We start from the raw sequence: 20,180 nt of genomic DNA on the forward strand, positions 1-20,180 counted from the left end.
CCTCCGGCGTCTGCCACTTCGCGTACGACGACGAGGAGACCTGCCTGGAGGAGGTCCGGTATCTGCTCTCGCTGCTCCCCCGCAACAACCGAGAGAACCCGCCCGCGGTGCCCTGCGACGATCCCGCCGGCCGGCGCTGTGCGGCGCTCGCGGACCTGGTGCCGGCCGACGGCAACCGGCCGTACGACATGGCCCGGGTGATCGAGGAGATCGTCGACGACGGCGAGTACCTGGAGGTCCATCAGCGCTGGGCGCGGAACATCATCTGCGCACTGGCCCGCCTCGACGGGCACGTCGTCGGGATCGTCGCCAACCAGCCGCAGACCCTGGCCGGTGTGCTGGACATCGAGGCGTCCGAGAAGGCTGCCCGGTTCGTGCAGCTGTGCGACGCGTTCAGCATCCCCATCGTCACCCTGCTCGACGTGCCCGGCTTCCTGCCCGGCGTCGGCCAGGAGCACGGCGGGATCATCCGGCACGGCGCCAAGCTGCTCTACGCGTACTGCGACGCGACCGTGCCGCGCATCAGCGTCATCCTCCGCAAGGCCTACGGCGGCGCGTACATCGTCATGGACTCCCGGTCGATCGGCGCCGATCTGACCTACGCCTGGCCGACGAACGAGATCGCGGTGATGGGCGCGGAGGGCGCCGCGAACGTCATCTTCCGCCGGCGGATCGCCGAGGCCGAGGACCCCGAGGCCGTACGGGCGGAGCTGGTCAAGGAGTACAAAGCCGAGCTGATGCATCCGTATTACGCGGCCGAACGCGGCCTGGTCGACGACGTCATCGACCCGGCCGACACCCGCGCCGTCCTCATCGGGGCGCTGGCGATGCTGCGCACCAAGCACGCCGAGCGCCCGGCCCGCAAGCACGGCAATCCCCCGCAGTGACAGTCCCCTCAGTGACCAGCCCCTCAGTGACGGAGGTCCCCATGTCCGTGTCCCCAACCACCCCCCTCTCGCCCCCGATCCGCGTCGAGAAGGGCGAGGCCACCGAGGAGGAGCTGGCCGCCCTCGCGGTGCTGCTGCTCAGCCGTGGCGCGCTCGCGGACGCCGACGCCGAGCCCGCCGCCCCCGGCCCCACGTCATGGCGTCCGCACGCCTTCCACCCGCCGCACAGCTGGCAGCGCTCCTGACGCCGTACGCGCACCGAGCGGCCGGGCGCACTGCCCGCGTCCGGCCGCTCGGTGCGGACCCGCCCCTCACTCCTGGGCGAGCGTGATGTCCTGGTCCTCGACGGCGTGGAACGCCGGCAGCAACAGCAGGCCGCCGGAGCGCAGTTCCGTGACCGTCACCTGCACATGGGCCTTGCCCGCCTTGAGGGGGTTCGGCGAGATCTTGCTGGTGTTCTCCCAGCGGTGCTCGGCGCCGTCGCACTGGGCGGCGGTGCCGCCGACGGGGTACACCGAGGTGCGGTCGCCCTGGCTGACCGTGGAGCTGACGAAGGCCATACCGGTGGCCCCGGTGCAGCGGTAGGTGCCGGAGAGCGTGATGGTGCCGTCCTTGGCGACATGGCCGGTCCTGTCGATGGTCACGGACTCGGTCGGGTCGGCGACGGCGGGGGCGACGGCGGCGCACAGCAGGGCGGCGGCACCGAGGGCCGCGGCGAGGGCGGAGCGTGCTGGCATGGACTACCTCCCGGTGGGGGTGTGCTGAGGGCTTCCACTGGTACCGGGCGGCCGGGCCGCGGGGCGTGACCGTCACTCCTTCGGTGGCGCGTCATGGAAGCGTCCGGGAGTTGTCCGGGTGTTGTCACGCTTCACGGTGGGCGGTTCCGCGGCGTTCACGGCGAGAGCATGGTCTGGGTATGACGGGCGGCGGCCGCACCCGCCGGCCCCTCACATCCCGCTGTGGAGGTGCGCCATGTGCTCCAACCAGTCCTCGTGCCCCGCGTCCGGCCCCGCCCTGCGGCACCCGGTGGCCGCCCATCCCGAGCAGGGCTGGACCTTGCTGTGCGACGGCTCGATCGTCTTCGACGACAGCGGCGAACTGCACCCGGACGGCAGCGTGGTCCCGCCGTGCCGGGTCCCGGCGGACCGGCCCGCGGTGGCGGCCTGACCGCCGCCGCCCACGACGGCGGTACGGCGAGCCCGCGCGGCCTACGGCAGCACCGCGAACCCGTCCAGCTCCACCAGCGCCCGCTGGTCCCACAGCCGTACGACCTCCACGACCGCCATCGCCGGATAGTCCCGGCCCGCCGACTCCCGCCAGATGCGGCCGAGTTGTCCGGCGTGGGCGCGGTACGCGGCGACGTCCGTGGCGTAGACGGTGACCCGGGCGAGGTCGGCGGGGGTGCCGCCGGCCGCGCGCAGGGCCGCGAGGAGGTTGCCGAGGGCCCGTTCGAACTGCTCGGGGAGCGTGTCGCCGACGACCTTGCCGTCGGCGTCGAGGGCGGTCTGCCCGGCGAGGAACACCACGCGGGAGCCGGAGGCGACGACGGCGTGCGAGAACCCCGTGGGCGGGGACAGCTCGGGCGGGTTGACGCGCTCGGTCGTCACCGGCACCCCTCCTCGGACTTCGCGTACAACTCCTTGGCGATGATGCCCCGTTGGACCTCGCTCGCGCCCTCGTAGATACGCGGGGCCCGCACCTCGCGGTAGAGGTGTTCGAGGAGGTGGCCCTGGCGCAGGGCGCGGGCACCGTGCAGCTGGACCGCGGTGTCGACGACGTACTGCGCGGTCTCGGTGGCGAGCAGCTTGGCCATCGCCGCGCGTCCCGGCACATCGGCGGCGCCCGCGTCGTACGCCGTCGCCGCCGCGTACACCATCAACCGGGCCGCCTCCGTGCGCAGCGCCATCTCGGCGACCTGGTGGGAGACGGTCTGCAGGTCCCGCAGCGGGCCGCCGAAGGCCTGGCGGCGGCCGGTGTGGTCGAGGGTGGCCTCCAGCGCGGCCTGGGCCATGCCGACCGCGAAGGCGCCGACGCTTGGCCGGAACAGGTTCAGGGTGCCCATGGCGACGGCGAAGCCGCGGTCGGTCTCGCCGAGAACATCGGCGGTGGTGACCGGGACGGCGTCGAAGTCCAGTGCGCCGATGGGGTGCGGCGAGAGCATCTCCAGCGCGTTGCCGGTGAGTCCGGGCCGGTCGGCCGGGACGAGGAAGGCGGTCACACCGCGGGCGCCGGCGCCGGGGGTGGTGCGGGCGAAGACGGTGTAGAAGTCGGCTTCGGGGGCGTTGGAGATCCAGCACTTCTCGCCGGTGAGCCGCCAGCCGTCGCCGTCCGCCTCCGCCGCGAGGGCGAGCGCGGCCGCGTCCGAACCGGCGCCCGGCTCGCTCAGCGCGAAGGCGGCGACCGCGCTGCCCTCGGCGACAGCGGGCAGCCAGCGCTCGCGCTGGGCGGGGCTGCCGTGGGCATGCACCGGATGGGCGCCCAGCCCCTGCAGGGCGAGGGCGGTCTCGGCCTCGGTGCAGGCCTGGGCGAGGGACTCCCGCATCAGGCACAGGTCCAGCGCACCGGAGGTGAACAGCCGCCCCAGGAGGCCGAGTCGGCCGAGTTCGGCAAGGAGCGGCCGGTTGACGTGTCCCGGTTCGCCCTTGTCGGCGAGCGGCCGCAGCCGTTCGGCGGCCAGCGTGCGCAGCTCGGCACACCAGGCGGTCTGCTCCGGTTCGAGCGAGAATGCGGGCACTGCCGGTCCTCCCTCCGGGACGGGCCACCACGGCCCTTCCCGTCGCCGTCCGGGGCCTCGGGCATGCCCCGTCACCTCCCGACGTTATCGCGAAAGGTTGACTGCCGTCACCAAGGCGATACGCTCGATCCGCGAGCCCACCAGCACGCGGGTGCCGGTCAGGACACGGGTGCCCGCCAGGACGCCTGTGCCCACCACGACGCCCGTCTCGACGTTTGTCACGGCAAGGGGGCGAACCGCCATGCATCGCTCGGCCCACGTCGACACCTTCGCGCGCGACCATCTGCCACCGCCGGACGAGTGGCCCGAGCTGCGGTTCGACCTGCCGGAGCTGCGCTACCCCGACCGGCTGAACTGCGCCGCCGAGCTGCTGGACCACGCGGACCCGGCCCGCCCGGTCTTCCACACCCCGCACGGCACCACCTGGACGTACGGCGAGCTGCGGGCGCACGTCGACCGGATCGCGCATGTGCTCACCGGCGACCTGGGCGTGGTCCCCGGCAACCGGGTGCTGCTGCGCGGCCCGACCACGCCCTGGCTCGCGGCCTGCTGGCTGGCCGTGCTGAAGGCGGGCGCGGTCGCGGTCACCGTGCTGGCCCAGCAGCGCCCGCACGAGCTGGCCACGCTGTGCGAGATCGCTCTGGTGCGGCACGCGTTGTGCGACATCCGGGCGGTGGACGACCTGGCGAAGGCCGACATCCCCGGGCTGCGGATCACGACGTACGGCGGGGACGGCCCGGACGACCTCCTCGGCCGTCCCGGGCCCGGCACGCCGTACCCGGCGGTCGACACCGCGGCCGACGACGTTGCCCTGATCGCGTTCACCTCGGGGACGACGGGTCGCCCGAAAGGGTGCATGCACTTCCACCGGGATGTGCTGGCCATAGCCGACACCTTCTCGCGGCATGTGCTGCGGCCCCGGGAGGACGACGTGTTCGCGGGCAGCCCCCCGCTGGGCTTCACCTTCGGCCTGGGCGGGCTGGTGATCTTCCCGATGCGGGCCGGCGCCAGCTCCCTCCTCCTGGAGCAGGCGGGCGCCCGCCAGCTGCTGCCCGCGATCGCCGAGCACCGTGTCTCGGTCCTGTTCACCGCCCCGACCGCCTACCGCGCCATGCTGGAGGAGCTGGACGGCCACGACGTCTCGTCGCTGCGGCGCTGTGTGTCGGCCGGCGAGAACCTGCCCGCGGCCACCTGGCGGGCCTGGCACGAGCGCACCGGCGTGCGCGTCATCAACGGCATCGGCGCCACCGAGCTGCTGCACATCTTCGTGTCCGCCGCCGACGACGCCATCAGACCGGGCACCACGGGCGTGGCGGTGCCGGGCTGGCAGGCGCGGGTGCAGGACGCGCACGGCGCACCGGTGCCCGACGGGGAGCCCGGGCTGCTCGCCGTGCGCGGCCCGGTCGGCTGCCGCTATCTCGCCGATCCGCGCCAGCGCGGCTATGTGCGCGACGGCTGGAACATCACCGGTGACACCTATGTCCGCGAGCCCGACGGCTACTTCCGCTATGTGGCCCGCGCCGACGACATGATCATCTCCGCCGGGTACAACATCGCCGGACCGGAGGTGGAGGACGCCCTGCTGCGCCACCCGGACGTGGTGGAGGCGGCGGTCGTGGGCCGGCCCGACGAGGCGCGCGGACAGGTGGCCGTGGCCTACACGGTGCTGCGCGAGGGAGTCCCGCGCGACCCCGAGCCACTGCGGGCCTTCCTCAAGGCGGAGCTGGCGCCGTACAAATGTCCGCGCGAGTTCGTCTTCCTGGATGCCCTGCCCCGCACGGCCACCGGCAAACTGCAGCGGTTCCGGCTACGCGACGAAGGTGACCGGCGGTGACGCCGACGACCTAAAATGATCAACGTGTCCGAGCAGCACGCCCCCAGGTCCCTCATCGTCACGCTCTACGGCGCGTACGGCCGCTACATGCCCGGCCCGATGCCCGTCGCCGAGCTGATCCGGCTCCTGGCCGCGGTCGGCGTGGACGCGCCCTCCGTGCGGTCCTCGGTGTCCCGGCTCAAACGGCGCGGGCTGCTGCGGCCCGCCCGTACGGAGCAGGGCGCGGCCGGCTATGAACTCTCTCCGGACGCACGCCAGTTGCTGGAGGACGGCGACCGGCGGATCTACGCGACCGCGCCCGTGGCGGACGCGGGCTGGGTGCTCGCGGTGTTCTCCGTACCCGAGTCGGAGCGGCAGAAGCGGCATGTGCTGCGCTCCCGGCTGGCGGGCCTGGGCTTCGGCACGGCGGCTCCCGGGGTGTGGATCGCCCCCGCCCGCCTCTACGAGGAGACACAGCACACGCTGCGCCGGCTGCGCCTGGATCCGTACGTCGACTTCTTCCGCGGTGAGCACCTGGGCTTCGCACCTACGGCCGAGGCGGTCGCCCGCTGGTGGGACCTGGCCGCGATCGCCAAGGAGCACGAGCGCTTCCTGGACGCGCACGCCCCGGTGCTGCGCGCCTGGGAGCGCCGTACGGGCACCCCGCCCGAGGAGGCCTACCGGGACTACCTCCGCGCCCTCGACTCCTGGCGCCATCTGCCCTACACCGACCCCGGCCTGCCCACCGAGCTGCTCCCGGCCGGCTGGCCGGGCGTGCGCTCGGCGGAGGTGTTCCAGGGGCTGCACGAGCGGCTGCGGGACGCGGGGGCCGAGTTCGTGGGGCTGTGAGGCGGGTCAGGCGCAGAACCGGCAGTACAGCTGCGCCCCGGCCGCCTTTGCCCGCTGTGCCAGGCCGACGAACATGCGCACGCAGTCCGCCGCTTCCTCGTAGTCCCAGCTCATCTCCGCGATGTCGCACCACTGGAGTGCGAGCATCGGCACGGCGTCCGCCACGACCCCGGCGAGCGTGTCCCGCCAGCTCTCCGGTATGTGCTCAAGGATCAGCCCGCTGTCCCAGGCGGTCCCGGCCAGGGGGTACGTCTCATGGGGGCAGGGCACCTTGTCCGGGTCGGGCCACACCTGCTGCGGTCCGGTGCCGCTGTCTGACGACCCGGCCTCCGCGAACGCGACCAGCCGGCCCAGCACCACGTGCGCATCGATCCGCTTCACGTCGAGCCGGTCCACACCCGCCTCGTCGCGTGGCCGCTCGCCGAGCCAGTCCCCGCCCGGACCGATCGCCCACTCCACCGCCGCGTCCCGGTCGGCGACCCAGAAGTACTCGAAAATCACGCTCACGGGCCGAGTACAGCAGACGGCACTGACAATCAGCCGTCCAGGGTCAGCCGGGGCTTCGGGGCGTCCGTGCGGCCGGTCTGCGGGGGCCTGCTGCCCGCCCGGTAGGGCGCGGGCCAGCCGACACCCGGCCCCTCGTACCCCTGCTCGGCCGCCGCGTGCAGCGTCCAGTGCGGGTCGTACAGGTGCGGACGGGCCAGCGCGCACAGGTCCGTACGCCCGGCGAGAATCAGGGAGTTGACGTCGTCCCAGGAGGAGATCGCGCCGACGGCGATCACCGGGACCCCCACCTCGTGCCGGATGCGGTCGGCGAACGGCGTCTGGTACGACCGCCCGTACTCCGGCCGCTCCTCCGCCACGACCTGCCCGGTGGAGACGTCGATCGCGTCCGCCCCGTGCGCGGCGAAGGCGCGGGCGATCCGCACCGCGTCCTCGGCGGTCGTACCGCCCTCGGCCCAGTCCGTGGCCGAGATACGGACCGTCATGGGCCGCTCGGCCGGCCACACCGCGCGTACGGCGTCGAAGACCTCCAGCGGGAACCTCAGCCGCCGCTCCGGCGAGCCGCCGTAGGCGTCGGTGCGCCGGTTGGTGAGCGGGGAGAGGAAGCCGGAGAGCAGATAGCCGTGCGCGCAGTGCAGTTCCAGCAGATCGAAGCCGGCCCGCGCGGCCCGCCAGGTGGCGGCCGTGAACTGCTCACGGATGTCGGTGAGTTGGGCCCGGGAGAGCTGGCGCGGGGTCCGGCTGCCGGGTTTGTACGGCAGCGGGGAGGCGGCGACGAGGGGCCAGTTGCCGTGGGCCAGCGGCTCGTCGATGCCCTCCCACATCAGCTTGGTGGAGCCCTTGCGGCCGGAGTGGCCGAGCTGTACGCCGATCGCGGTGCCGGGCGCCTGGGTGTGCACGAAGTCGGTGACGCGCCGCCATGCCTCGGCCTGCCGGCCGGTGTAGAGACCGGTGCAGCCCGGCGTGATGCGGCCCTCCTCGCTGACACACACCATCTCGGTCATGACGAGCCCGGCCCCGCCGAGGGCGCGGGCGCCGAGATGCACCAGATGGAAGTCGCCGGGAAGGCCGTCGGTCGCGGAGTACATGTCCATCGGGGACACCACGACCCGGTTGCGCAGGGTCAGGCCGCGCAGCCGGAACGGGGTGAACATCGGGGGTGTGCCGGGCGGGCAGCCGAACTCGCGCTCGACCGCCTCGGTGAAGTGGGCGTCGCGCAGCCGGAGGTTGTCATGGGTGACGCGGCGACTGCGGGTGAGCAGGTTGAAGGCGAACTGGCGGGACGGCTGCTGGAGGTACAGGGGGAGGTTCTCGAACCATTCGAGGCTGGCCCGGGCGGCGCGCTGGGTGGAGGCGACGACGGGTTTGCGCTCCTCCTCGTAGGCCGCCAGCGCACCGGCCACGTCCGGCTGTTCCTGGAGACACGCGGCCAGGGCCAGCGCGTCCTCCACGGCGAGCTTGGTGCCGGAGCCGATGGAGAAGTGGGCGGTGTGCGCGGCGTCGCCGAGGAGGACGACGTTGCCGTGCGACCAGCGGTCGTTGACCACCGTACGGAAGGTCGTCCAGGCCGAGTTGTTGGAGCGCAGGGGGCGGCCGCGGAGTGCTTCGGCGAAGGTCTTGGCGCAGCGTTCGATGGATTCGGGCAGGGTGACTTCGTCGAATCCCGCCGCCTTCCAGACCTCCTCGCGCATTTCGACGATCACGGTGGAGGAGTCGGCCGCATAAGGATAGCCGTGCAGTTGCATGACGCCGTGCTCGGTCTCGGCGATCTCGAAGCGGAAGGCGTCGAAGGGGAAGTCGGCGGCGAGCCAGATGTAGCGGCACCGGTGTTCGGTCACCCGGGGACGGAACACATGGGCGTAGGTCTCGCGGATGGTGCTGCGCACACCGTCGGCGGCGATGACGAGGTCGTACTCGGAGGAAAGGGCGTCCGGGTCGGGGGCCTCGGTACGGAAGTTGATCTTCACGCCGAGTGAGTGGCAGCGGTTGTGCAGGATCTCCAGGAGACGGCGCCTGCCGAGGGCGGCGAAGCCGTGACCGCCGGAGCGGTGCGTGACGCCGCGGTGGACGATGTCGATGTCGTCCCAGCGGACGAAGTCGCTTTGCAGGGCCTCGTAGACGACCGGGTCGGCATGTTCGATGCCGCCGAGGGTTTCGTCGGAGAGGACGACCCCGAAGCCGAAGGTCTCGTCGGGCGCGTTGCGTTCCCAGAGCGTGATGTCGCGGGTCGGGTCCAGGCGTTTCAGCAACGCCGCCGCGTACAGACCGCCGGGGCCGCCGCCGACGATCGCCACCCGGAGGGGGTGGTGGCGTGTCGTTCGCGACTGTGGGTTCGTCATGGCTTGTCGCACCCCCACTCTCGACTTCGCTCTGGCGGGGGACCCCCGTCGCGGCGGGGCCGCGTATCGATGCAGCTCCGCGCCCCTTCGGTCCTCAGGTCGGCTTCCATGGTCACCGCCCCTGCCACTTCGGCGGGCGCTTCTCCGTGAAGGCCGCGTGGAACTCGGCGTAGTCCTCGCCGTTCATCAGCAATGCCTGGGTCGAGGCGTCCAGCTCGATCGAGGCCGCCAAGGGCATGTCCAGCTCGGCCGTCAGCAATGCCTTCGTCTGGGCGTACGCCAGGGCGGGGCCGTCGGCGAGGCGGCGGGCCAGCGACGCCGCCGCCTCGTCCGCGTGGCCCTCCTCCGTCAGTTCGCTGATCAGGCCGATGCGCTCGGCCTCGGGGGCCCGGACCGGTTCGCCCAGCATGAGCAGACGGGTGGCGTGGCCGAGGCCGACGACCCGGGGCAGCAGATAGGCCGCGCCCATGTCGCCGCCGGACAGGCCGACGCGGGTGAAGAGGAAGGCGAAGCGGGCGCTCGGGTCCGCCACCCGGAAGTCGGCCGCCAGGGCCAGGACCGCTCCGGCGCCCGCCGCCACTCCGTGCACCGCGGCGATCACCGGGAACGGGCACTCGCGGATCGCCCGTACGACCTGGCCCGTCATCCGGTTGAAGTCGAGCAGCTGGGCCGTGTCCATGGCGAGGGTGGCCCCGATGATCTCGTCGACGTCGCCGCCGGAGCAGAAGCCCCGTCCCTCACCGGCCAGCACCAGGGCACGTACGGCGCGCTCCCGGGACAGCTCGGCGAGCAGGTCGCGCAGGTCGGCGTAGGCGCCGAAGGTGAGCGCGTTGAGTTTGTCGGGACGGGCGAGGGTGACGGTGGCGACCCCGTCGGCGAGCTGGACCCGTAGGTGCTCCCAGTCGGAGGTGCGGGCGGCGGAGCCGGTGAAGGGACTCATGACGTGCGGCCTCCTAGGGCGGCGATGCCGTACGTTGCGCTGTCCCATGAAGTTATCACTTGTTTGTGACTGTCGTCACGAGAGCGCGACAGACGTCGGCCGGATTGGCCGAGTCCGGTCACATGCGTCACCGGTCCTCGACAGCGCCGTAACAGTGGGCACGGGCAGGCGAGGCGGGTCGTTCGCCGGGGTAAGCCGCTCGGTACCGGGCCGAAGGACCCGGGCGAAGCCTGTCCACGGCCTCTGTGGCCGGGCCCGTACCATTCCTAGTCGAAAGCAGGACAGCCTGCTCCATGAACGGACTCGCCTTGCACGAACGCCCCACCGAATCGGCCTCCTGGCGCATCGCGCTGCCGCACACCGCGGCGGCGGTGCCCGTGGCCCGCGCCCTGGTGCGCACGGCCCTGGCCGAGGTGGAGCACACCGCCGACTGCGACACCGCGGAGCTGCTCACGGCGGAGCTGGTGGCCAACGCGGTGGAGCACACCGCCGGGCGCGGCCCGATAGAGCTGGTGGTGGAGCTGCTGCCGACCGGCTGCCGGGTCGAGGTGCACGACGGGGACCCGGCGCCGCCCGGCCATCTGGCCCGCCCGGTGATCGAGGAGCCCGACCTCTGGCAGGAGGGCGGGCGCGGGCTGCTGCTGATCCGCGCCCTCAGCTCGTCCTGCGGGCACCGCCCCACCCCGTCGGGCAAGGCGGTGTGGTTCAGACTGCCTGTGGTTCCCGCTCAGCGGCGGCGCTCGGCGTGACCTCGGGGGCCGCCGTGGCCAGCGTGGAGTGCCGGCGGCCGTAGCCGGCGTAGATGAGCAGGCCCACCACGAGGAACACGGCGAACTGCAGCCAGGTCTGCCAGCCGGTCTCGTACATCAGATACAGACAGAAGGCGACGCCGAGCAGCGGGCCCACGGGGTAGAGGGGCACGCGGAAGCTGCGGGTGAGGCCCGGTTCGCGGCGGCGCAGGGCGATGACCACGATGTTGACGACGGCCATGACGGCGAGCGTGCCGATGGTGCACAGGTTCATCACGGCGTCGAGGGAGGCGAAGGCCGCGGGGAGCGCGAAGACGACGGCGACGATCAGGGTGCCGGCGACCGGGGTGGAGGTCTTCGGGTTCACCTTCTCGAAGACGCGCGGGATCAGTCCGTCGCGGGACATCGACATCAGGATGCGAGTCTGGCCGTACATCACGGCGAGGACGACCGAGGCGATGGCGACGACCGCGCCGAAGGCGATGACACCGCCGCCGACGGTGGAGCCGGTGACCTCGTTGACGACGTAGGACAGGGCCGCGGGGCGGCCGGCGACCTGCTTGCCGCCGATGGCGCCGATCGCGGCGACCGCGACCGCGCAGTACAGCAGGGTCACCAGGCCCATGCAGACCATGATCGCTACGGGGATGTCCCGGCGCGGGTTCTTCGCCTCCTCGCCGGCCGTGGTGATCGCGTCGAAGCCGATGTACGAGAAGAACGCGGCGGTGGTGCCCGCGCCGATGCCGCCGAGGCCGGCCGGCGAGAACGGGGTGAGGTTGCCGTGCTTGAAGGCGCTGTAACCGATGGCGCAGAAGGCCAGCAGGATGACCAGCTTCACGGCGGCCATGGCGGCCGTCGCCCGGGCACTCTCGCGCACCCCGCGCACCAGCAGCACGGAGGCCATGGCGATGACGATCACGGCGGGGAGGTTCACGATCCCGCCGTCGCCCGGACCGGCGGACAGCGCGGCCGGGAGCTGCCAGCCGGTGAGGCTGTGCAGCAGTTCGTTGACGTACTGGCTCCAGCCGACGGCGACGGCCGAGATCGAGATGCCGTACTCCAGCAGCAGGCACCAGCCGACCAGGAAGGCGGTGGACTCGCCGAGTCCGGCGTAGGCGAAGGAGTACGAGGAGCCGGAGACCGGGATCGCGCCGCCCAGCTCCGCGAAGGAGAACGCGGTGAAGACGCAGGTGATCGCGGCGAGGACGAAGGAGACGACGACGGCAGGACCGGCCTGGGCGACCGAGTCGGAGAGGCCGACGAAGATGCCGGTGCCGACGATGGCGCCGACGCCGAAGCAGATGAGCTGGAAGAGGCCCATGGTGCGCTTCAGGCCGTGTCCCTCGCGGTCGGCGCCGGATTCGGCGACCAGCAGATGCGGGGACTTGATGCGGGGAGCGGGCATGCGGGTGGTGCTCGTTTCTGGTGGTGCGGGCGACCGTGATGCAGTCGCGGCGGCGGCCTCGGCAGGGGTGGTGCCGGGCCGCCGGCCAGGATAAGGCCTGGTGACGCGGGTCAGGCAACGCTGTGTGAGGTACCCGCCAGGGTGGCCACGAGGACCGCCTTGATCGTGTGCATGCGGTTCTCGGCCTCGTCGAAGACGACGGAGTGCTCGGACTCGAACACCTCGTCGGTGACCTCCAGCTCGGTGAGCCCGTGCCGCTCGTGGATCTCGCGGCCGACGGCGGTGCCGAGGTCGTGGAAGGCCGGCAGGCAGTGCAGGAACTTCACGTCCGGGTTGCCGGTGGCGGCGAGGACGTCCATGGTCACGGCGTACGGGCCGAGCAGCGCGATGCGCTCGTCCCAGACCTCCTTGGGCTCACCCATCGACACCCACACGTCGGTGGCGATGAAGTCGACCCCGCGCACGCCCTCCTTCACGTCGTCGGTGAGGGCGATCCGGGCGCCGGAGGCGGCGGCGAGCTGCCGGGCCAGCTCGATGATCGTCTCGTCCGGCCACAGCAGCCTGGGCGCGACGATCCGTACGTCCATGCCGAGCAGAGCGCCGGTGACCAGGTAGGAGTTGCCCATGTTGTAGCGCGCGTCGCCGAGGTAGGCGAAGGCGACCTCGGCCAGCGGCTTGTCGGTGTGCTCGGTCATGGTGAGCACGTCGGCGAGCATCTGGGTGGGGTGCCACTCGTCGGTGAGGCCGTTGTAGACGGGGACCCCGGCGTAGGTGGCCAGCTCCTCGATGACGCCCTGGCCGTGGCCGCGGTACTCGATGGCGTCGAACATCCGGCCGAGGACCCGGGCGGTGTCCTTCACGGACTCCTTGTGCCCGATCTGCGAGCCGGCCGGGTCGAGGTAGGTGGTGTGGGCGCCCTGGTCGGCGGCGGCGACCTCGAACGCGCAGCGGGTGCGCGTCGAGGTCTTCTCGAAGATCAGCGCGATGTTCTTGCCGCGCAGGTGCTGCGTCTCGGCCCCGGCCTGCTTGGCGGCCTTCAGCTCGGCGGCCAGCTCGACCAGGCCGCGGAACTCCTCGTCGGTGAAGTCCAGCTCCTTGAGGAAGTGGCGGCCGGCGAGGGCGGTCGGGACTGTCGCCATGGGGGGCTCCAGATGCGCTAAGACTACAGGGACCCTGGAAGTCTATACGAACTTTCACATTTTTATACGGCGCCTCGCTCCACGGGGCAGCTCATGCACCGGGGGCCGCCGCGGCCCCGGCCCAGCTCACTGCCCGGGATCTCGATCACCTCGATGCCCTGCTTGCGCAGGTGTGTGTTGGTCGTCGAGTTGCGCTCGTAGGCGACGACGACGCCCGGCTCGACGGCGAGCACGTTGCAGCCGTCGTCCCATTGCTCGCGCTCGGCTGCGTGCACGTCCTGGGTGGCGGTCAGCACCCGGATCTCGCCGAGGCCGAGGGCGGCGGCGATCGCGCGGTGCATGTGCTCCGGCGGATGATCGGTGACCTTCAGCTCCTTCTCGCCGACCCCCGGTTCGATGGTGTACGAGCGCAGCATGCCGAGCCCGGCGTACTGGGTGAAGGTGTCGCCGTCGACCATGGTCATCACGGTGTCGAGATGCATGAAGGCGCGCCGCTTGGGCATGTCGAGCGCGACGATCGTGCGGGCCGAGCCGGCCGCGAACAACTTGTGGGCGAGCATCTCCACGGCCTGCGGGGTGGTGCGCTCGCTCATGCCGACCAGGACGGCGCCGTTGCCGATCACCAGGACGTCGCCGCCCTCGATGGTGGAGGGGTGGTCGGCCTGCCCCTGGGACCAGACGTGGAACGTCTCGTCGCGGAACAGCGGGTGGTGGCGGTAGATCGCCTCGAAGTGGACGGTCTCGCGCTGGCGGGCGGGCAGCCGCATCGCGTTGATGGCGACCCCGTCGTAGATCCAGGCGGAGGTGTCGCGGGTGAAGAGGTGGTTGGGGAGGGGGCCGAGGAGGAAGTCGTCGAGGTCCATCACATGGAAGCGGACCGAGGTCGGCTCCGCGTGCGCCTCCAGGAACTCCCGCTTGGTCATGCCGCCCACGAGCGCCTCGGCCAGCTCGGGCGCGGGCAGGGCGGCGAAGGCGGCGCGCAGATGGTCGGTGGCGAGGGGGCCGTACTCCTTCTCGTGGAAGACCCGGTCGAGGACCAGCGTGCGGGCCTCGGGCAGTTCCAGGGTCTCGGCCAGCAGGTCGCCGAAGAGGTGGACGGCGACTCCGCGGTCCCGCAGGACGTCGGCGAACCCGTCGTGCTCGGCGCGCGCCCGGCGCACCCACAGCACGTCGTCGAAGAGGAGGGCGTCCTTGTTGCTGGGGGTGAGCCTTTTGAGCTCAAGGTCGGGCCGGTGCAGGATCACGCGGCGCAGCCGCCCGGCCTCGGAGTCGACGTGGTATGCCATGCCTCCATCCTGGCCGTAGCCGCCCGTCTTCACGCCCTTCTCGACCGTTTCCGCCCCTTCCTGTTCTCGTCCCATTGACGAGAACAGGAAGGGCGCGTATACGGCCGGCCGGTCTCACAACCGTGGGTCCACCGGCTCCGACTCCAGGGCCAGCACCCCGAACACCGCCTCGTGCACCCGCCACAGCGGCTCCCCGTCCGCGAGCCGGTCCAGGGCCTCCAGGCCGAGGGCGTACTCACGCAGGGCGAGGGACCGCTTGTGGTTCAGGAACCGCTGCCGCAGCCTCGCCAGGTTGTCCGGCCGGGTGTACTCGGGACCGTAGATGATCCGCAGGTACTCGCGGCCCCGGCACTTGATGCCGGGCTGCACCAGCCGGCCGTCCTTGTTCCGGACCAGTGCGCCGACCGGCTTGACCACCATGCCCTCGCCGCCGCGGCCGGTCATCTCCAGCCACCAGTCGACGCCCGCGCGCACCGACTCCGGGTCGCCGGTGTCGACGTACAGCCGCCGGGTGGTCTGCAGCAGTCCGGTGCCGTCGTGCTCCACCAGCCGGTCGATCAGGGCCAGTTGCTCGTCGTGCGGCAGCGCTGCGAGGCTGCGCCCCTGGACGGCCAGCAGCTGGAAGGGCGCCAGGCGTACGCCGTCCAGGCCGTCCGTGGTCCAGCAGTAGCGGCGGTAGGCGGCGGTGAACGCGGCCGCGTCAAAGGCGCGCTCCCGCTGCCGGTCCAGCAGTCCGCCCACGTCGGCACCGCGCGCCGCCGCGGCCTCCAGGGCGGCCAGCGCACCCGGGAACACCGCGCCGGAGGCGGCACCGACGGCCGCGTACTGCGACCGCAGCAGCCCGGACGCCTTCAGCGACCACGGCATCAGCTCGGCGTCCAACAGCAGCCAGTCGGTGCCGAGTTCGTCCCACAGGCCGGACTCGGAGATCGCCGAGCGCAGCCGGCCGAGGATCTCCTCGGTCACCGTCTCGTCGTCGAAGAACGGGCGCCCGGTACGGGTGTAGAGGGACCCGGTGGGGCCCTCCACTCCGAAGCGCTTGCGTGCCGCCTCCGCGTCCCGGCACACCAGGGCCACGGCCCGCGAGCCCATGTGCTTCTCCTCGCACACGACCCGCCCGACGCCGTCCGCCGCGTACTGCGCGAAGGCCTCGGCAGGGTGCTCCAGGAAGTGTCCATCAGCGGCCCCGCCGCGGGCCTCCATGTGCGAAGTCGCCGTCGGGGCCATGGTCGGCGGCAGATACGGCAGCAGACGCGGGTCCGTCGCGAAACGGCTCATGACCTCCAGGGCCGCCGCCGCGTTCTCCTCCCGGACCACCACCCTGCCCACGTGCCGGGTCTCCACGGCCCTGCGGCCGTACACGTCCGCCAGGTCCAGCGGCCGGCCGTCCTGACCGCCGGGCGCCTCGGAGCGCAGCGGGCGCGTCGGCTCGTACCAGACCCGCTCGGCCGGTACGTCGACCAGTTCGCGCTCCGGCCAGCGCAGCGCGGTCAGCTTGCCGCCGAAGACCGCGCCGGTGTCCAGGCAGATGGTGTTGTTCAGCCACGTCGCCTCGGGGACCGGGGTGTGGCCGTAGACCACTGCGGCGCGGCCTCGGTAGTCCTCCGCCCACGGGTAGCGCACCGGCAGCCCGAACTCGTCGGTCTCGCCAGTGGTGTCGCCGTACAGGGCGTGCGAGCGGACCCGGCCGGAGGTGCGGCCGTGGTACTTCTCGGGCAGGCCGGCGTGGCAGACGACCAGCTTGCCGCCGTCGAGGACGTAGTGGCTGACGAGTCCTTCCAGGAACGTCCGGACCTGGTCCTTGAACTCCGCGCTCTCGCCCTCCATCTGCTCGATGGTCTCGGCGAGCCCATGGGTGTGCTGGACCTTGCGGCCCTTGAGGTGACGGCCGTACTTGTTCTCGTGGTTGCCGGGCACGCACAGCGCGTTGCCCGTCCCGACCATGGTCATCACGCGGCGCAGCACGCCCGGGGTGTCCGGGCCGCGGTCGACCAGGTCGCCGACGAACACGGCGGTACGGCCCTCGGGGTGCACACCGTCGGCGTAGCCCAACTTGGCCAGCAGCGACTCCAGTTCGGCGGCGCAGCCGTGGATGTCGCCGATGATGTCGAACGGGCCGGTGAGGTGGGTCAGGTCGTTGAAGCGCTTCTCGGTGACGACGGTGGCGCTCTCGGCCTCCTCGACCCCGCGCAGGACGTGCACCTTGCGGAAGCCCTCGCGCTCCAGGTGCCTGAGGGAGCGCCGCAGTTCGCGGATGTGCCGCTGGATGACCCGGCGGGGCATGTCGGCGCGGTCGGTGCGGGCCGCGTTGCGCTCGGCGCACACCTCCTCCGGGATGTCCAGCACGATGGCGATGGGCAGCACGTCGTACTTCCTGGCCAGCTCGATCAGCTGACGCCGGGCGTCCTGCTGCACACTGGTGGCGTCCACGACGGTGCGGCGGCCGGCGGCCAGCCGCTTCCCGGCGATGTAGTGCAGGACGTCGAAGGCGTCCCGGGTCGCGCTCTGGTCGTTCTCGTCGTCGGAGACGAGGCCTCGGCAGAAGTCCGAGGAGATCACCTCGGTCGGCTTGAAGTGCCGGCGGGCGAAAGTGGACTTGCCGGAGCCGGAGGCGCCGACGAGGACGACGAGGGAGAGGTCGGTGACGGGGAGGGTCCGTCCCGTGCGGTTCTCGGTCATGCTGCCTTCGCCTCCTTCCCGGTGTCGTCGCGGTGGAACAGGGCCATCTGGGTGGGCGGTCCGACCTCGGGGTCGTCCGGCCCGACGGGTACGAACTCCACGTCGTATCCGTGCCGTTCGGCGACCGTCGCCGCCCAGGTGCGGAACTCCTCGCGGGTCCACTCGAAGCGGTGGTCACCGTGCCGGACGTGTCCGGCGGGCAGGGACTCCCAGCGGACGTTGTACTCGACGTTCGGGGTGGTCACCAGGACCGTGCGCGGGCGGGCGTGCCCGAACACGGCGTACTCCAGGGCGGGCAGCCGGGGCAGGTCGAGGTGCTCGATCACCTCGCTGAGCACGGCGGCGTCGTAGCCCTTGAGCCGGTTGTCGGTGTAGGCGAGCGAGCCCTGGAAGAGCTCGACGCGGGCGGCCTGCCGCTCCCCCATGCGGTCCAGCTTCAGCCGCCGGGCGGCGATGGTGAGCGCCCGCACGGACACGTCGACACCGACGATCTCGGTGAACCGCACGTCCTTGAGCAGCGCCTGCACCAACTGGCCCTGCCCGCAGCCGAGATCGAGGACACGAGCGGCGCCGGAGGCACGCAGGGCGGCGAGGATCGCCTCCCTGCGCTGGACGGCGAGCGGGGTCGCCTTCTCCTCGGCCACCGAGTCCGCGGCGGCCTCCTCGGCCTCCGTCGCCTCGGTGTCCTCCGGGACCGCGTTGTCGATCTGCTCGACCTCGCTGTCGTCGGCCTCCGCGAGCCGCACCAGCTCCAGCCGCTCCCTGGCCTGCCGGGTCAGCGACCAGCGGCGGGAGAGATACCGGCTGGTGATCAGGTGCTGCTCGGGGTGGCCGGGCAGCCAGCCCTCGCCGGCCCGCAGCAGCTTGTCGACCTCGTCGGAGGAGACCCAGTAGTGCTTGGCGTCGTCGAGGACCGGCAGCAGCACGTACAGATGACGCAGGGCCTCGGCGAGGGTCAGCGTCTCCGACTCCAGGACGAGACGGACGTACCGCGAGTCACCCCACTGCGGGAACTCCGCGTCGAGCGGTACGGCGTCGGCGGTCACCGTCCAGCCGAGCGGCTCGAACAGCCGTCGTACGAGGTCCGGGCCACCGCGGGCGGGCAGCGCCGGTACCTCGATGCGCAGCGGCAGCGGGGCGGCGGCCCGTTCGGGACGGGCGGTGCACACCCCGCGCAGGGCGCTGGAGAAGACTCCGCTGAGCGCGACGGCGAGCAGCGAGGAGGCCGCGTACGGACGGTCGTTGACGTACTGCGCGAGCGCCGCGTCGGGCGCGCCGCCGCGGCCCTTGCCCTTGCCCCGCCGGACCAGCGCGAGCGTGTCGATCTCCAGCAGCAGTGCGGCCGTGCAGCGCCGGTCGTCCGCCTCGGGGTAGAAGACGTGCGCCGTGCCGTGGGACGTGGAGAACTTCTGCGCCTTGTCGGGGTGCTTGTGCAGCAGATACCCGAGGTCGGTGGCCGGGTGGGCGGCGTCGCCGCGCGTGGAGATCGTCAGGAACACATGTCCGAGTCTTCCGGTATCAGCCCTCGCTGACCACCGGTTTTCCCCGCGCACCTGATGAAGTCTCTCCCCTGTCGTGGCTCATGACGCGTCGCCGATGATCGTACGGGCCTTCCGCATCGCCCGTTCGTCGGCCGCCCGCGTCGCGTCCAGCTTCTCCTTGTTCCTGCCGATGGCGGTCTTCTGGCTGCGCGCTTCGAGAGCGTGCACGGCCGGGACGTAGCCGGTGTCGAGCTTGCACCGGGCGTCGGCGGCCGCGGTCTTCCGCTCCTTGTCCGACGGCTTCTCGTGCGCGAACCAGTCGGAGTCCAGGGACGCCTTGTCCGGGTCGGAGTAGCGGAAGCCCTTCTTCTTCATGCAGTCCGACCAGGCACGGTCGGCCTTCTTCCAGGCCGGGTCCTTGTTCGCTTCCTTGTGGGAGGTGTACCAGAGCTCCATGGCGAGCGAGTAATAGCCGGACAGCTTCACGCCGTTGACCTTCGTCGCCGGGGGCGGCGGGCCGTAGAGCTTCCGTGCCGCCTGGCCCAGGCAGCCGCCCTCGGGGATGGGATGTCCGTGCGCGACACGGCTGTCCCCGGACTCGAAGGTGCCGGTGAGGGCGGCGTACTGGTCGGCGGGCCACTCCTGCGGCCGGCCGGAGCCGTCCGGTGTCCGGTTGTGGTAGCCGCGCTCGGACGCCAGGCCGGGGTCGACGACGCCGTACGGGCTGTCGTCACCGGGCAGGTCCCGGCTCGTGAACGTCCCCTGCCGGACGGGGTAGGTCGACTCGACGGACCTGGTGTCGAACACCGCGAAGCCGGTGAAGCCCAGCCGGACCATGCACTGCTTCCCCAGGATCCACTGGGCCCTGGTGATGCCCTCGCGCCGTCGGACGCGGGGTCCGGGAGGTAGGCGTGCAGCGGCAGCGCCGCCATGGTGTTGAGGCGGCCGGCCTCCCCGGCGCGGTCGTCGTGCTCGGCGAACTGGCAGGCCGACAGGGCGAACAGGCCGGTGAGGGCGAGAGGAAGGACTTTGCGCACCGGGTCATCCGATCAGGCCCGGATCACGGGCGCCGTGATGGAACCCACAGTTCCGGCACATGCTGTCCACAGGAACCGGGCCTGGCCGACACCCACTTCGGCTCCTTCGACAGGCCCGGTTCTGCCTGGTGTCCGCGGTGACCCGCGGCGGCCGTACGGCCGACCGGGGTGAGCGGGCTGCGCGGCGGGAAATTCGTGTGCCTCCGGGGCCCCGGCGCGCTACCGTCACTCTCATGAACGTCACCGGCCCAAGCATCAGCGCGACCGCGCGAGCGACCAGCTCGCCGGTTGCCGCCGCCTGACGTCCCTCTCTCCACCGGCGACCGGAAACGGCCCGT

Annotated in this window: 18 protein-coding genes; 6 read left to right on the forward strand and 12 right to left on the reverse strand. The window is 72.0% G+C overall.

Annotated elements, in window-relative coordinates; translation table 11 throughout:
• Nucleotides 1-887: acyl-CoA carboxylase subunit beta (locus AV521_RS44230; RefSeq protein ID WP_305965226.1), on the forward strand; the 887-nt coding region annotated here is incomplete at its 5' end.
• Nucleotides 888-928: 41 nt separating this feature from the next.
• A complete protein-coding gene (locus tag AV521_RS44235) occupies nt 929-1,132 on the forward strand; it encodes an acyl-CoA carboxylase epsilon subunit (protein ID WP_076097595.1) in 204 nt (67 codons plus the stop codon).
• Between the two features lie 66 nt (nt 1,133-1,198).
• Here AV521_RS44235 and AV521_RS44240 read toward each other — a convergent pair whose 3' ends face one another.
• On the reverse strand, nt 1,199-1,624 hold the full coding sequence (locus AV521_RS44240) for a DUF6299 family protein (RefSeq protein WP_076097596.1): 426 nt from the start codon (nt 1,622-1,624) through the stop codon (nt 1,199-1,201).
• Between the two features lie 235 nt (nt 1,625-1,859).
• Here AV521_RS44240 and AV521_RS44245 point away from each other — a divergent pair, with 235 nt between their 5' ends.
• Nucleotides 1,860-2,054, forward strand: coding sequence for a DUF5999 family protein (locus AV521_RS44245; protein ID WP_076097597.1), 195 nt, complete (start codon nt 1,860-1,862; stop codon nt 2,052-2,054).
• A 41-nt stretch (nt 2,055-2,095) separates the two neighbouring features.
• Here the strand turns inward: AV521_RS44245 and AV521_RS44250 are convergent, their stop codons facing one another.
• Entirely contained in the window at nt 2,096-2,494 is a 399-nt protein-coding gene (locus AV521_RS44250; RefSeq protein WP_076097622.1) for a RidA family protein, read from the reverse strand.
• Nucleotides 2,491-3,621, reverse strand: a complete 1,131-nt coding sequence (locus AV521_RS44255; RefSeq protein WP_076097598.1) for an acyl-CoA dehydrogenase family protein — start codon at nt 3,619-3,621, stop codon at nt 2,491-2,493. Before AV521_RS44255 ends, AV521_RS44250 begins: the two co-directional genes overlap by 4 nt.
• 241 nt (nt 3,622-3,862) lie before the next feature.
• Here AV521_RS44255 and AV521_RS44260 point away from each other — a divergent pair, with 241 nt between their 5' ends.
• Together AV521_RS44260 and AV521_RS44265 are read left to right on the forward strand one after the other, a co-directional pair.
• Nucleotides 3,863-5,455 (forward strand): AMP-binding protein, encoded by a 1,593-nt coding sequence (locus AV521_RS44260; protein WP_076097599.1) that lies wholly within the window; start codon nt 3,863-3,865, stop codon nt 5,453-5,455.
• Nucleotides 5,456-5,470: 15 nt separating this feature from the next.
• Nucleotides 5,471-6,283: a PaaX family transcriptional regulator C-terminal domain-containing protein gene (locus AV521_RS44265; RefSeq protein ID WP_076097600.1), complete on the forward strand. Its 813-nt coding sequence runs from the start codon at nt 5,471-5,473 to the stop codon at nt 6,281-6,283.
• 6 nt (nt 6,284-6,289) lie between these two features.
• On the opposite strand, the gene AV521_RS44270 is transcribed toward AV521_RS44265, so the two are convergent.
• The 3 genes from AV521_RS44270 to AV521_RS44280 form a co-directional block, all read right to left on the reverse strand.
• Nucleotides 6,290-6,790 (reverse strand): hypothetical protein, encoded by a 501-nt coding sequence (locus AV521_RS44270; RefSeq protein ID WP_143658758.1) that lies wholly within the window; start codon nt 6,788-6,790, stop codon nt 6,290-6,292.
• Between the two features lie 29 nt (nt 6,791-6,819).
• Nucleotides 6,820-9,126 carry a bifunctional salicylyl-CoA 5-hydroxylase/oxidoreductase gene (locus tag AV521_RS44275; protein WP_076097602.1) on the reverse strand — a complete coding sequence of 769 codons (2,307 nt, stop codon included), beginning with the start codon at nt 9,124-9,126 and terminating at the stop codon, nt 6,820-6,822.
• Between the two features lie 112 nt (nt 9,127-9,238).
• A complete protein-coding gene (locus AV521_RS44280) occupies nt 9,239-10,066 on the reverse strand; it encodes an enoyl-CoA hydratase family protein (protein WP_076097603.1) in 828 nt (275 codons plus the stop codon).
• Nucleotides 10,067-10,359: 293 nt separating this feature from the next.
• On the opposite strand from AV521_RS44280, the gene AV521_RS44285 reads away from it, so the two are divergent.
• Complete coding sequence (locus AV521_RS44285) at nt 10,360-10,815, forward strand: ATP-binding protein (protein WP_076097604.1); 456 nt, start codon at nt 10,360-10,362, stop codon at nt 10,813-10,815.
• Here AV521_RS44285 and AV521_RS44290 read toward each other — a convergent pair.
• From AV521_RS44290 to AV521_RS44315, 6 genes are all read right to left on the reverse strand, one after another.
• On the reverse strand, nt 10,772-12,220 hold the full coding sequence (locus tag AV521_RS44290) for an amino acid permease (RefSeq protein WP_076097605.1): 1,449 nt from the start codon (nt 12,218-12,220) through the stop codon (nt 10,772-10,774). The two genes, AV521_RS44285 and AV521_RS44290, sit on opposite strands and share 44 nt — an antisense overlap.
• 110 nt (nt 12,221-12,330) lie before the next feature.
• Entirely contained in the window at nt 12,331-13,359 is a 1,029-nt protein-coding gene (argF, locus tag AV521_RS44295) for an ornithine carbamoyltransferase (RefSeq protein ID WP_076097606.1), read from the reverse strand.
• Nucleotides 13,360-13,421: 62 nt separating this feature from the next.
• The gene (locus AV521_RS44300) at nt 13,422-14,645 is read right to left on the reverse strand and encodes an arginine deiminase (RefSeq protein WP_076097623.1); all 1,224 of its coding nucleotides are present in this window, start codon (nt 14,643-14,645) and stop codon (nt 13,422-13,424) included.
• A gap of 114 nt (nt 14,646-14,759) precedes the next feature.
• A complete protein-coding gene (locus AV521_RS44305) occupies nt 14,760-17,324 on the reverse strand; it encodes a polynucleotide kinase-phosphatase (RefSeq protein ID WP_076097607.1) in 2,565 nt (854 codons plus the stop codon).
• Nucleotides 17,321-18,823 (reverse strand): 3' terminal RNA ribose 2'-O-methyltransferase Hen1, encoded by a 1,503-nt coding sequence (locus AV521_RS44310; RefSeq protein ID WP_076097608.1) that lies wholly within the window; start codon nt 18,821-18,823, stop codon nt 17,321-17,323. Before AV521_RS44310 ends, AV521_RS44305 begins: the two co-directional genes overlap by 4 nt.
• An 81-nt stretch (nt 18,824-18,904) precedes the next feature.
• Nucleotides 18,905-19,642, reverse strand: a complete 738-nt coding sequence (locus tag AV521_RS44315) for a hypothetical protein (RefSeq protein WP_256725982.1) — start codon at nt 19,640-19,642, stop codon at nt 18,905-18,907.
• Nucleotides 19,643-20,180: the final 538 nt, after the last annotated feature.

Origin of the sequence: Streptomyces sp. IMTB 2501, assembly GCF_001953885.1 — a bacterium.
GTDB lineage: Bacteria > Actinomycetota > Actinomycetes > Streptomycetales > Streptomycetaceae > Streptomyces.